Annotated in this window: 13 protein-coding genes; 5 read left to right on the top strand and 8 right to left on the bottom strand. The window is 73.0% G+C overall.

What is annotated here, in order from left to right; translation table 11 throughout:
- Positions 1-63: 63 nt before the first annotated feature.
- From ACZ37P_RS29320 to ACZ37P_RS29290, 7 genes are all read right to left on the bottom strand, one after another.
- Positions 64-1,215, bottom strand: a complete 1,152-nt coding sequence (locus ACZ37P_RS29320; protein WP_355349877.1) for a GGDEF domain-containing protein — start codon at positions 1,213-1,215, stop codon at positions 64-66.
- Between the two features lie 112 nt (positions 1,216-1,327).
- Entirely contained in the window at positions 1,328-2,140 is an 813-nt protein-coding gene (locus ACZ37P_RS29315; protein WP_355349874.1) for an enoyl-CoA hydratase/isomerase family protein, read from the bottom strand.
- A 107-nt stretch (positions 2,141-2,247) separates the two neighbouring features.
- On the bottom strand, positions 2,248-2,946 hold the full coding sequence (locus ACZ37P_RS29310) for a hypothetical protein (RefSeq protein WP_391049066.1): 699 nt from the start codon (positions 2,944-2,946) through the stop codon (positions 2,248-2,250).
- Entirely contained in the window at positions 2,946-3,869 is a 924-nt protein-coding gene (locus ACZ37P_RS29305; protein ID WP_467349379.1) for an ATP-binding cassette domain-containing protein, read from the bottom strand. Before ACZ37P_RS29305 ends, ACZ37P_RS29310 begins: the two co-directional genes overlap by 1 nt.
- Entirely contained in the window at positions 3,866-4,393 is a 528-nt protein-coding gene (locus ACZ37P_RS29300) for a GntR family transcriptional regulator (protein ID WP_467349378.1), read from the bottom strand. The genes ACZ37P_RS29305 and ACZ37P_RS29300 overlap by 4 nt, the downstream gene beginning before the upstream one ends.
- A 182-nt stretch (positions 4,394-4,575) precedes the next feature.
- Positions 4,576-5,637 (bottom strand): adenylate/guanylate cyclase domain-containing protein, encoded by a 1,062-nt coding sequence (locus ACZ37P_RS29295; protein ID WP_355349935.1) that lies wholly within the window; start codon positions 5,635-5,637, stop codon positions 4,576-4,578.
- A 423-nt stretch (positions 5,638-6,060) separates the two neighbouring features.
- On the bottom strand, positions 6,061-6,957 hold the full coding sequence (locus ACZ37P_RS29290) for a biotin--[acetyl-CoA-carboxylase] ligase (RefSeq protein WP_391049059.1): 897 nt from the start codon (positions 6,955-6,957) through the stop codon (positions 6,061-6,063).
- 133 nt (positions 6,958-7,090) lie between these two features.
- Here ACZ37P_RS29290 and ACZ37P_RS29285 point away from each other — a divergent pair, with 133 nt between their 5' ends.
- The 4 genes from ACZ37P_RS29285 (at position 7,091) to ACZ37P_RS29270 (ending at position 9,969) form a co-directional block, all read left to right on the top strand.
- Entirely contained in the window at positions 7,091-8,680 is a 1,590-nt protein-coding gene (locus ACZ37P_RS29285) for an acyl-CoA carboxylase subunit beta (protein ID WP_401852736.1), read from the top strand.
- A gap of 78 nt (positions 8,681-8,758) precedes the next feature.
- Complete coding sequence (locus tag ACZ37P_RS29280; protein WP_355349856.1) at positions 8,759-8,965, top strand: acyl-CoA carboxylase subunit epsilon; 207 nt, start codon at positions 8,759-8,761, stop codon at positions 8,963-8,965.
- A gap of 100 nt (positions 8,966-9,065) precedes the next feature.
- Positions 9,066-9,197, top strand: a complete 132-nt coding sequence (gene mmpB, locus ACZ37P_RS29275; RefSeq protein ID WP_262928358.1) for a morphogenic membrane protein MmpB — start codon at positions 9,066-9,068, stop codon at positions 9,195-9,197.
- A gap of 166 nt (positions 9,198-9,363) precedes the next feature.
- The gene (locus tag ACZ37P_RS29270) at positions 9,364-9,969 is read left to right on the top strand and encodes a Maf family protein (RefSeq protein WP_355349852.1); all 606 of its coding nucleotides are present in this window, start codon (positions 9,364-9,366) and stop codon (positions 9,967-9,969) included.
- Positions 9,970-10,074: 105 nt separating this feature from the next.
- Here ACZ37P_RS29270 and ACZ37P_RS29265 read toward each other — a convergent pair whose 3' ends face one another.
- Entirely contained in the window at positions 10,075-10,539 is a 465-nt protein-coding gene (locus tag ACZ37P_RS29265; protein ID WP_355349849.1) for a hypothetical protein, read from the bottom strand.
- 456 nt (positions 10,540-10,995) lie between these two features.
- On the opposite strand from ACZ37P_RS29265, the gene ACZ37P_RS29260 reads away from it, so the two are divergent.
- Positions 10,996-11,813, top strand: an 818-nt coding sequence (locus ACZ37P_RS29260; protein WP_467349374.1) for an ATP-binding protein, incomplete at its 3' end; no start/stop codon positions are given.

Raw genomic sequence — 11,813 nt, 5'->3', positions numbered from 1 at the left:
CGACCAGCGCTCTCCGGCTCCGCCCCCGCGGGTCCCGGCCGGACGGGACGTCGCGGACACGCCCTAAGGACGGTTGCCGCGGATGCGGCGGCGCTCGCCCTCGCGGGCCGGCGGCGAGTCGGCGAGCCGCACGACGGGGTCCTCGGGCCCGGCGCGCCCCGCGACGACGGGGTGCGCCGCGCGCAGCGCCTTGGCCTGGTACTGCGCCGCGTCGGCCAGCCGGAACAGCCGCCGCGCCGAGCGCACGGGCCCGATCGGATCGCCGGTGGACGCCACGCCGCAGGCCACGCCCTCGCCGACTTCGAGCTGCGCGGCCCGCCCGCACAGCTCGTCGGCCGCCGCGACCACCTCGTCCGGCTCCTGCCCGACGGCCACGACGCAGAATTCGTCACCACCGAGGCGGGCGGCCAGGCTGCCGGGAAGCATGGCGCCGCACAGCGAGAGCAGCGAGCCGAATCGTTCCAGCAGCCGGTCGCCGACGGCGTGCCCGAGCCGGTCGTTGACCTTCTTCAGACCGTTGAGGTCGCACACCACCAGGCTGACCACGGCCCCGTCCGCCCGGTGCCGTTCCAGCGCCTCATCGAGACGTACGTCCACGGCCCGGCGGTTGCCGAGCCCGGTCAGCGGGTCGGTGAAGGCCAGCCGCTGCACCTCGGCGAGCCGTTCGGTCTGGGCGATCCCGGAGGCGATGACGGCGGCCAGCACCGTCGCGAAGTCGGCGTCCCCGCGGTCGAAGCCGGACACCCCGGCGCGCCTGGCCACGTACAGCTCGCCCCACGCCCTGCCGTGCAGCACGATCGGCGCGACCACGCAGGAGCCGCGTCCGCGCCGCCGCAGCGCCGCGGCCCGGCCCCAACTGCTGCCGCCGGGCGACGCGCCGGTTCCTTCGGCGGTCTCGACCCAGGCGTGCGGCTCGCCGCCGCGCGCCCACTCACCGTGCAGGAACTCCACGATCTCCGGGAAGTCGTGCACCGAGTACGACTCGTCGTCCGGCTCCGGCTCCTCGCCGGGCGCCAGCTCCCCGTCGTTGACCAGGACCCGCAGCCGCCCGGTCTCCCGCTCCCACGTCGAGATCGCCGCGAAGGACGCGTCCATCGCGAGCCGCGCCCGCCGCGCCCCGGCCCGTACCGCGGCCAGCGGCGTCTGTTCGGTCGCCAGTGCCTGTGCCAGCTCGACGACCGCTCGAAGCCGGAGATCGGCCGTCCCGTCCACCATCTGTCCAGGCTAGGGAGGTTTGTCCGGTTTGGAGCGCTGGCTGCGCCGAACGGAGCCCGTTCGGCGCTGCGCCCGCCCGTCGGCGACTACGCACAGTGGCCGCGCGCGGCGATCACGCGCCGGGCCACCGCGGGGGCCGCTTGTCGTTGAAGGCGGCCACGCCTTCCGCGCGGTCGGCGGAGAAGGCGGTGGCGCGCCAGGCGGCGTCCTCGATCTCCAGCCCGGCGCGCAGGTCGAGGCCCTGGCCCAGGCGCAGCGCGCGCTTGGCCGAGCGCAGGCCGACCGGCGAATTCGCGGCGATCCGGTCGGCCAGCGCCAGCGCCTCGGCGCGGGCGTCGTTCCCGGCCGCGAGTTGGTCCACCAGGCCGAGGGCGAGCGCCTCGGCGGCCGGTACGCGGCGGGCGGTGAAGACCAGTTCCGCCGCGCGGGCGGCGCCGACCCTGCGGGGCAGCAGTTGGGTACCGCCGCCGCCCGGGATGACGCCGACCGAGACCTCGGGCAGGCCGACGACGGCCGTCTCGTCGGCCACGATCACGTCACAGGCGAGCGCCAGCTCGAAGCCGCCGCCGAGCGCGTAGCCGTGCACCGCCGCGACGGCGGGCATCGGCAGTTCCAGGACGCCGGTGTACGCGGCCCTGGTGTGCGGGCGCTGGCGTACGAGGTCGGCATCGGTGAACGCGTTGCGCTCCTTGAGGTCGGCGCCGACGCAGAACGCCTTGTCGTGGGTGGACGTCAGGACCGTGACGCTGACGCCGGGGTCGGCCGCCAGCGCCGCGCAGGCGTCGCCGATCGCGACGGCCATCCGCGTGGAGACGGCGTTCATCGCCTTCGGCCGGTCGAGCACCAGTTCCGCGACGCGGTCGCCGTGCCGACGGACCGCCACCCACTCCCCGAACCGTCGTTCCGCCGTCCCCTGCGCTTCCATTCGCCCGCCCTCCGGTTAACGACCGTGAACCCCCATCCTGCCATCCCCCTCCCCGCGGGGGACGGCACGGTCGCACAGCTCCGGACGGCGCTCGCCTCACGTCGGATTCATACGGTCATACGGTGGACGGTCGCGAATCCCCCGGCCAGCAGCACGGCGACGACGGCCGCGAGGACCCCGGTGACCCCCAGGGCGGTGAGCCCGGCGAAGAAGTGGCCTATGCCCTTCCAGCCGTGCGCCCATGTGGCGATCAGCGCGACCAGGGCCAGCACCCCGAGCTGCGCCCCGCCGAAGGCCGTGGTGCCGGGCAACCCGGCGCGGCGGAAGACCAGGCCGTACCACATCCCGTAGACGAACAGCAGGAAGAAGGCGACGGCGGCGGTGAGCCACGAGACGTACCAGGCGCCGTCCAGCAGGAACGGGACGCGGAAGTAGGCCATGCGCATGCCCCAGCCGCCGGTCGCGCGTTCGAGGACCTGGCCGACCGCGACGACCAGCCCGAAGGTCACGGCGAGGGCCCCGGCCAGGGCGGTGACACCGCGCAGGTAGGTGCGTCTGCTGACACCGAGGGTGAGGGCGAACGGCAGCGCGCGGGCGACGGTCTGGAGGCCCACGGCGAACATCACGAGGAAGGCCGCGGCCAGGCCGCCGACCCAGCGGTGGTCGGCGTGGGCCGCCGGGGTGAGCCGCAGGATCACCACGTCCAGAACGAAGCCGAAGGCGGCCCACTCCCAGGGCAGGACGAGGTAGGTGAAGCGGTCCAGCAGCAGATATCGGACGACGGAGAGCACCGGGGTGGGACGCATCAGGATGCCCTCGCAGTCGTGAGGCCGGACGGGTCGTGGGGTCCGGCGTCGGGCGCGCCGTGGCGCTCGGCCGCGTGGACAGCGAGCTGCTGGAGGGTGCACTCCTCCAGGCGCAGGCGCAGGTGTGCGGCCAGCTCGCGGTCGCGGTCGTCCAGGCGGCCTACCATCACCGCCCTGGTCTGCGCGCCCATCGTGCGGCGGCTCAGCGTCGCACGGGCGGCGATGAAGCGGTCCACGGCGGTGGCCGGGCCGGTGACGGTCGTGGCGGTGCCGCGCAGTTCCTCGGTCGGCGCGTCGAGGACCAGCCGGCCGCGGTCCAGGACCAGGACGCGGTCGAGGAGTTCGGCGGCCTCGTCGATGAGGTGGGTCGAGAGCACGACGCACCGGGGGTGGGCGGCGTAGTCGGCGAGGAGCTGGTCGTAGAAGAGCGAGCGGGCGACCGCGTCGAGGCCCGCGTACGGCTCGTCGAACAGCGTGAGTTCGGCGCGGGCGGCCAGCCCGATGATGATGCCGAGGGCGGTCCGCATGCCGCGCGAGAGCTTCTTGATCGGCCGGGTCGGCGGCAGCTCGTACGCGTCCAGCAGCGTGCCCGCCAGCTCCTTGTCCCAGTTCGGGTAGAGCAGCGAGGCCGCCGCGACGGCGTGCCGCACCTTCAGGTCGGGGTACGTCTGGTCCTCGCGGACGAGGATCATCCGGCGCAGCACCGCGTCGTTCTCCAACGGCCGGGCGCCGAAGGCGTGCACGGTCCCGGAGGTGGCGATCTCCTGGCCCGCCAGGATGCGCAGCAGCGTCGTCTTCCCCGCGCCGTTGCGGCCCACCAGTCCGGCGATGCACGGCGTGTCCAGCTCGAAGCTGACGTCGGTGAGCGCCTGGTGGTCGCGGAAGGCGCGTCCGACGCCGGTCAGCGAGACGACCGGGCTCATACGTCGCCCCCGACCGTCGCCGCCGTGGTCGTGGTGGCGGCCGTGGTACCAGACGGGGCGGTCGCGCCAGCGGTCGTGGCGGCCGGTGTTCCGACGGACGGCGCGGAGTGCGGCGCGGAGTGCGGCGCGGTGGCGCCCGCCGCCTGCGACGTCACCGCGACCGAGGCCAGCTCGTCGCGCAGCAGGCCGAGCAGTTCGTCCTGCCCGATCCCGAGGCGCGCCGCCTCGACCGCCAGCGGCCGTACGTACCGTTCGGCGAAGCGCCGCCGCCTGCCCCGCACCAGCCTGTCCCGCGCGCCCTGGGCGACGAACATGCCGACGCCGCGCCGCTTCTCCACCAGATCCTCGTCCGACAGGACGGTGAGCGCGCGCGCCGCGGTGGCCGGGTTGACCCGGTAGAAGACCGCGAGCTCGTTGCTCGACGCGACGCGCTCGCCCTCGCCCACCGTCCCGTCGGCGATCTGATTCGCCAGCTCGGCCGCGATCTGGGCGAAGATCGGCCCGCCCTCTTCCAGGAGTGACATCCTGCCTCCGTTGCTCTGGTGGTTCCCTACCGTACTAAGGAACCAACAGGGCGGGCAAGAGGGCACGCCAAAAGAGGCGAAGGGGTGTCGGGTGATCCGGCGGAAGCGGGACACGGCGTCAGGGACGCGGCGCGCGGGCAGGCCGGAGCGCGCGCCCGTGGCGCGGTCGGGCGGAGCGGACCTCAGTCCCGGCGGGAGAGCAGCCAGGGCTCGACGACGCCGAGGCCGCGCACGGGGCGGCGCCACATCGGCTGGAGGGCGAAGCGGTACTTCTCCGCCTCGGTGGCGTCCACGTCCGCCTCGGACAGCGGCGCGTCACCGGCCTCGCCCAGCGCCTCGGCGAAGTCGCCGTCGACGAGGACGGCGTCGCGCGGCGCTATCGAGGTGAGCCGGGAGGCGAGGTTCACGGTGGTGCCGAAGACGTCGCCCATGCGGGTGGTGACGGTGCCGAAGGCCATGCCGACGCGCAGGGCGGGCATGCTGTCGTCGCCGGTCATGGTCTCGATGAGGCGTATGCCGATCTCGGCGGCGGTGCCGGGGTCGTCGGCGACGAAGAGGACTTCGTCGCCGAGGGTCTTGATCAGCCGTCCGCCGTACGCGGCGACCTGGTCGGCGGCCGTGGTCTCGAACGCCTCGACCAGCTCGCCCAGTTCCTCCTCCTCCAGGCGCCGGGTGAGCCGGGTGAAGCCGACGAGGTCGGCGAAGCCGACGGCCAGCCGCCGGTCGACGGCCTCCTCGTCGTCGGACTGCACGACCCGGCTGGTGGCGGCGGCGACCTGGCGGCGCCAGACGTAGATGAGGAACTCCTCCAGTTCCGGCAGGAGGAGTTCGACCAGCGGATACGCGACTTCCGCGCGGGTCATCCCCGGCTCGGGCGGCTCGGTGAGACCTTCGAGGAAGGAGTCGGTCTGCCAGTCGGCGAGCCGGGCCGTGGTCTGGCCGGTGGAGCGGGCGACCTGGATGGCCATCGACTCGCTGAGCAGCCCCGCCTCGACCAGGCCGGCCAGCCGCCGCAGGGCGAGGACGTCCGCCTCGGTGAGCGCGCGCGCCTGGCCGATGTCGGCGAAGCCCATGGCCCGCCAGAAGCGGGAGGCCAGGTCCATGGAGACGCCCGCGGTGCGGGCGGCCTGGAAGGGGGTGTAGCGGCGGGGCGCGCCGAGGATGAGCTGTTCCAGGCGCAGCGCCAGCGGGTGCTCCCCCGACTCGCCCGGCTCTCCCGGCTCCTCAAGATCGACCGGATCCACTGGATCGGCCGGGTCGGCCGGGTCGGCCGGGTCGGCCGGGTCGGCCGGGTCGGCCGGGTCGGCCGGGTCTGACGCGTCCGTGCCGTCGACGGAATCGGCCGGATCCGGCGCGTCCACGGGGTCGGGTACGTCCGCGGCGTCCGGTGCGATCGGAGGGTCGGCGGGATCGACGCCGTCCGGCTCCGGGGCGGCACCCGGATCCGAGTCGTGCGGCTCGTCTGGCGGGGTGCCCGCGTTCTCCACGCTCACCGCCCAGCCCTTGAGGAATCCCTGCGCACAGCCCTTCCGATCATCGAGACGACGCAGCCCCTCAACGATACGGCAGGTGTGCCGTGGCTCACTCTCACCAGGGCGCCGGTGAGACACCCGTGACGCGCGACGGAACGGCGCGCGAGCCGGTCTCCGCGGCGGTGTCCCGCCGCGTCAGCGCGCGGGCCTGAGGTGGACGACGTCGCCCGCGGCGACCGGCTGCTCGGCGCCGTCCGGGGTGGCGATCACCAGGCGGCCGTCGCCGTCGATCCCGACCGCGGTACCGGCCAGTTCCTTGTCGCCCGGCAGCTCCGCGCGGACCTCCCGGCCCAGGGTGGCGCAGCCCGCCGCGTAGGTCTGCTGGAGCCGGGACGCGGCGGGGTCGCCGTCCTCCGCGCGCCAGGCGCCGTACCAGTCGGCCAGCGAGCGCAGGACCGCCCGCAGCAGCGGGTCACGGTCGGTGCCCTTGGCCCCGGCCAGGGCGAGGGACGCGGCGGTGGGGACGGGCAGCTCGGCGGCGCGCAGCGACACATTGAGGCCGATGCCGATGACGACGCCGTCGTCGCCCGCGCGCTCGGCGAGGATGCCGCCCGCCTTGCGTTCCTCGCCGTCCACGGTGACCAGCAGGTCGTTGGGCCACTTGAGTGCCGTGTCGACGCCCGCGGCCCGCGACAGGGCGGTGGCGGTGGCGACCCCGGCGAGCAGCGGCAGCCAGCCCCAGCGGTGCACCGGCACCGGGGCGTGCGCCGGGAGCGGCGTGCCGTCGGGCGCGGTACGGGCGGCCATGGCGCCACCCGGTCGGAGCAGTACCGAGAAGAAGAGCCCGGAGCGCGGCGGCGCCGACCAGCGGCGGTCCAGCCGTCCGCGGCCCGCGGTCTGCTCCTCGGCCACGAGGACCGCCCCCTCGGGGGCGCCCCGCGCGGCCCGGGCGGCCAGGTCGCTGTTGGTGGAGCCGGTGGCGTCCACCACGTCCAGCGCGGTCCACAGCGCGTCGGGGGTGACCACGGCGCGCCGCAGCGCGGCGGCGTTGAGCGGCGGTCGTTCCAGGTCGGACCAGCGGCTGGGCGTCATGTCCTCACCCTATGAGGCGGGTACCGGAGTGTGTCCAACGCCGCACTGCTCGTACCCCAGAGTCGCCACTACGCTACGGAACAGCGTTACCGGCCAGTCAGCAAGTCCCGCCGAGAGCAGGAGAGCCGCCTCCATGTCCGAGCAGGAACACGACATCCACACCACCGCGGGCAAGCTCGCGGACCTGCGCCGCCGTATCGAGGAGGCGACGCACGCGGGCTCCGGGCGCGCGGTGGACAAGCAGCACGCCAAGGGGAAGGGCACGGCCCGCGAGCGGATCGAACTGCTCCTGGACGAGGGGTCGTTCACCGAGCTGGACGAGCTGGCTCGGCACCGCTCGACCAACTTCGGCCTGGAGAGCAACCGGCCGTACGGCGACGGTGTCGTCACCGGCTACGGCACGGTCGAGGGCCGCCCGGTCGCGGTGTTCTCGCAGGACTTCACGGTCTTCGGCGGCGCGCTCGGCGAGGTCTACGGCGAGAAGATCGTCAAGGTGATGGACTTCGCGCTGAAGACCGGCTGCCCGGTGATCGGCATCAACGACTCCGGCGGCGCCCGCATCCAGGAGGGCGTCACCTCGCTCGGCATGTACGGCGAGATCTTCCGCCGCAACACCCACGCCTCCGGGGTGATCCCGCAGATCAGCCTGATCATGGGCCCGTGCGCGGGCGGCGCGGTGTACTCCCCCGCGATCACCGACTTCGTGGTGATGGTCGACCAGACCTCGCACATGTTCATCACGGGTCCCGACGTGATCAAGACGGTGACCGGCGAGGACGTCGGCATGGAGGAGCTGGGCGGCGCCCGTACCCACAACTCGACGTCGGGGAACGCGCATCACCTGGCCGGTGACGAGAAGGACGCCTTCGAGTACGTCAAGGCGCTGCTGTCGTACCTGCCGAGCAACAACCTCCAGGAGGCGCCGTCCTTCGCCGCCGAGGCGGATCTGGCGGTCACGGACGAGGACCTCGAACTGGACACGCTGATCCCGGACTCGGCGAATCAGCCGTACGACATGCACAAGGTGATCGAGCACGTCCTGGACGACGGCGAATTCCTGGAGACCCAGGCGCTGTTCGCGCCGAACATCCTCACCGGTCTCGGCCGTATCGAAGGCCGTCCTGTCGGTGTGGTCGCCAACCAGCCGCTCCAATTCGCGGGCTGTCTCGACATCAACGCCTCCGAGAAGGCGGCGCGTTTCGTGCGGACCTGCGACAGCTTCAACATCCCCGTGGTCACTTTCGTCGACGTTCCCGGTTTTCTCCCCGGCACCAGTCAGGAGTGGGACGGCATCATCCGCCGCGGTGCCAAATTGATCTACGCGTACGCCGAGGCCACGGTTCCGCTGATCACGATCATCACTCGAAAGGCGTACGGCGGCGCGTACGACGTGATGGGCTCCAAGCACCTGGGCGCTGACCTGAACCTGGCCTGGCCCACGGCACAGATCGCGGTGATGGGCGCGCAGGGCGCCGTCAACATCCTGCACCGCCGCACGCTGGCCGAGGCGGCCACCCCGCAGGAGGCGGAGGAGCTGCGGGCGCGGCTCATCGCGGACTACGAGGACACGCTGCTGAATCCGTACATCGCCGCGGAGCGCGGCTACGTGGACGCGGTCATCGCGCCCTCCCAGACCCGCGCGCAGCTCGTGAAGGCGCTGCGGACGCTGCGCAACAAGCGGGAGAGCCTGCCGCCGAAGAAGCACGGCAACATCCCGCTGTAGACGGACCGCGCGGGGCCCGGGGCGAGGACCCACGGGACCCGCCGGGCAGGGACCCGCGAGCCGAGGAGGAGAGCGCTCATGGTGATCAAGGTGGAGCGGGGCAGCCCGACCCCCGAGGAACTGGCGGCCGTCGTCGCCCTCGTCCAGGCGCGGGCCGCGGCGGCCGGGAAGAGCGCCGACGGCCCGGCCCCGCTGGACGGCTGGGCCGACCCGGCGCGCAATGTGCCGCGCGGCGTACCGGCGCCGGGGCCCGGCGCGTGGCGGGCGTCGGCCTGGCCCGCGTGAGCGGAATGTCGGGTCGGCGGCGGATGTCACACCAGTAACAGGGTGATCCTGAGTATCCGTACTCAGGCGCTCCGGTTCGCCGGGGCGCAACCCTGGAGACATGTTGTGGTCGGACCCGCGGGACGAACCGCCGGAGGAGATGCGCAAGGCGCAGGCGATGCTGCGCCGCGCGATGCTGGTGATCGCGCTGGCAGCCGCCGTGGTCATGCTGGTGGCGACCTGGAGGTCGTGAACCCGCGCGTCCCGGCCAGGACCGGCCCGGAGAACGGCCCGCACCGGCCTGGACCGGCCCGGAGAGCGGCACCCGCGCCGGCGCCGCCAGCCGCCCCGGACGCGGCCGTGAACCCGCGTCCTGAACCGGCGTCCCCCGTACGGGTGTCGGTGCCTACGATGGGCCGATGAGCAGCTCCAGAACCCTTGTCCTCGCGTCCGCCTCGCCCGCCCGGCTCGGGCTGCTGAAACAGGCGGGCCTCGACCCGCGCGTGATCGTCAGCGGTGTCGACGAGGACGCGATCACGGCCGCCACGCCCGCCGAACTGGCCCGCGTACTGGCCGAGGCGAAGGCCAACGCGGTGGCCGGGAGCGGCGCGCTCGACGGCGGCGAGCTGGTGATCGGCTGCGACTCCGTACTCGAACTCGACGGCCAGGCGCTGGGCAAGCCCGCGGACGCGGCCGAGGCGGTGGCGCGCTGGCAGGCGATGCGCGGGCGCAGCGGGGTGCTGCGGACCGGGCACTGCGTGATCGACACCGCCAGCGGCAAGCAGGTCGCCGAGACCGCGTCCACGACCGTACGGTTCGGGACGCCGGACGACGACGAGGTCGCCGCGTATGTAGCGAGCGGTGAACCCCTGTACGTGGCGGGCGCGTTCACCCTCGACGGCCGCTCCGCGCCCTTCGTGGAGGGCATCGAAGGCGACGCGGGCAACGTGATCGGCCTGTCCCTGCCGCTGCTGCGGCGGCTGCTGGCCGAGCTGGGGGTACGGATCACCGACCTGTGGGTCTGAGCCGCCGTCAGCGAGCGCGGGAGGCGGGGCCGGTTCCTGGGTCCGGGGTCGGTCCTGGGCCAGTTCCGGGGCCGGTTCCGGGTCCGGGGTCGGTTCCGGGGGCGCTCAGGCCGTGGCGGGCGGCGGGAGTTCGCCGCCGTTGCCGTTCGCGGTCCCGCTCTCGGCGGCCTCCCGCGGCCGGTCCTCGGGCGCGTACATCAGCAGCGTGGCGACGAGGCCGCCCAGTATCACCATCATCAGCACGAACGCGTACCAGCCGATCAGGCCGACGACCAGCGCGCCGACCACGCCGTGCACCACCGCGCAGACGATGAGCACGATCCTGGCGACCCGGCCGGTCATCTCGTCGCGGCGCACTATCCGCACGACGAGCACCGCGCACAGGATGAGGAAGAGGCCGAACAGCGCGCCGCCCACCCACGATCCGATGGCCATGGCGTCGGAGTCGAGACCGGCGAGCGACATGGACTGATGGCGTACGGCGAGGCCGAGTATCCAGTTCACGAAGGCGATGGTGAGGGCTTCGAGAACAAGGACCACGGCGGTGCCGACGGCTATACCTCTGCGCACACTGTCCCCTTCGGCCGTCGTCCGGGGCCCGGTTACCGCTGGTACCCCCGCCTGTCGCAGGCTACTCACCGGTACAACCGGCGGCAAGGGGTCTGGCCACGCCGGTCGTTCCACCCGTACGGGGAGTCCGGCGCGCGCGATCCGGAACGTCACCCCACTCGTTCGGGGACACCGGCGGCCGGTCGGGAAACACCGACGGCAAAGATTCCGCTCGCTATTCGTAGGGTTTCCACAAAAGAACGTCAGGTCTCTTCGCAGACTTACAGGGAGATCTCCCCCACACCGATGAGTGCGGGACATCGGCCCGAGCGGGGCCGTACCGTGGACTGAGCAGGCGTTCACGGGTTCTTCAGGCCCATGGATCACCCTCCGTGTGGGGAAGCTCACGTGCAGGGGTGCCTCGGCACCAAGTGTGGCCAGTACCTAAACTCGGCTTGTTTCAAGGAGGGAGCCATCGTGCGCAAGGTGCTCATCGCGAACCGCGGTGAAATTGCTGTCCGCGTTGCCCGTGCCTGCCGGGATGCGGGGATCGCGAGTGTGGCGGTGTACGCCGATCCGGACCGGGACGCGGTGCATGTCCGGGTGGCGGATGAGGCGTACGCGCTGGGCGGTGACACTCCGGCGACCAGTTATCTGGATGTCGCCAGGGTGCTGGCCGCCGCGGCGGAGTCGGGTGCGGACGCGGTGCATCCGGGGTACGGATTCCTGTCGGAGAACGCGGAGTTCGCGCAGGCGGTCCTGGACGCGGGTCTGACGTGGATCGGTCCGCCGCCGCAGGCGATCCGGGATCTGGGTGACAAGGTCGCGGCGCGGCATATCGCGCAGCGTGCGGGTGCGCCGCTGGTCGCGGGGACCGCTGATCCGGTGTCGGGGTCGGATGAGGTCGTGGCGTTCGCTGAGGAGCACGGGCTGCCGATCGCGATCAAGGCGGCGTTCGGCGGTGGCGGGCGGGGTCTGAAGGTGGCCCGGACGCTGGAGGAGGTGCCGGAGCTGTACGACTCCGCGGTGCGTGAGGCGGTCGCGGCGTTCGGCCGCGGGGAGTGCTTCGTGGAGCGCTACCTGGACCGTCCGCGGCATGTGGAGACGCAGTGCCTGGCCGACACGCACGGCAATGTGGTGGTGGTCTCCACGCGTGACTGCTCGTTGCAGCGGCGTCATCAGAAGCTGGTGGAGGAGGCCCCTGCCCCGTACTTGTCGCAGGCGCAGGTCGACCAGCTCTACAGTGCGTCGAAGGCGATCCTGCGTGAGGCGGGGTATGTGGGTGCGGGCACGTG

It is taken from the genome of Streptomyces sp. NPDC024632, from assembly GCF_055559175.1.
The sequence above is the reverse complement of the archived record's forward strand: the minus strand, read 5'-3'. Positions and strand labels throughout refer to the sequence as shown.

Excerpts from the sequence above, each read along its gene's own strand:
- ACZ37P_RS29320 (WP_355349877.1), bottom strand. The coding sequence starts at position 1,215 with ATGGTGGACGGGACGGCCGATCTCCGGCTTCGAGCGGTCGTCGAGCTG.
- ACZ37P_RS29315 (WP_355349874.1), bottom strand. The coding sequence starts at position 2,140 with ATGGAAGCGCAGGGGACGGCGGAACGACGGTTCGGGGAGTGGGTGGCG.
- ACZ37P_RS29310 (WP_391049066.1), bottom strand. The coding sequence starts at position 2,946 with ATGCGTCCCACCCCGGTGCTCTCCGTCGTCCGATATCTGCTGCTGGAC.
- ACZ37P_RS29305 (WP_467349379.1), bottom strand. The coding sequence starts at position 3,869 with ATGAGCCCGGTCGTCTCGCTGACCGGCGTCGGACGCGCCTTCCGCGAC.
- ACZ37P_RS29300 (WP_467349378.1), bottom strand. The coding sequence starts at position 4,393 with ATGTCACTCCTGGAAGAGGGCGGGCCGATCTTCGCCCAGATCGCGGCC.
- ACZ37P_RS29290 (WP_391049059.1), bottom strand. The coding sequence starts at position 6,957 with ATGACGCCCAGCCGCTGGTCCGACCTGGAACGACCGCCGCTCAACGCC.
- ACZ37P_RS29285 (WP_401852736.1), top strand. The coding sequence starts at position 7,091 with ATGTCCGAGCAGGAACACGACATCCACACCACCGCGGGCAAGCTCGCG.
- ACZ37P_RS29280 (WP_355349856.1), top strand. The coding sequence starts at position 8,759 with ATGGTGATCAAGGTGGAGCGGGGCAGCCCGACCCCCGAGGAACTGGCG.
- mmpB (WP_262928358.1), top strand. The coding sequence starts at position 9,066 with ATGTTGTGGTCGGACCCGCGGGACGAACCGCCGGAGGAGATGCGCAAG.
- ACZ37P_RS29270 (WP_355349852.1), top strand. The coding sequence starts at position 9,364 with ATGAGCAGCTCCAGAACCCTTGTCCTCGCGTCCGCCTCGCCCGCCCGG.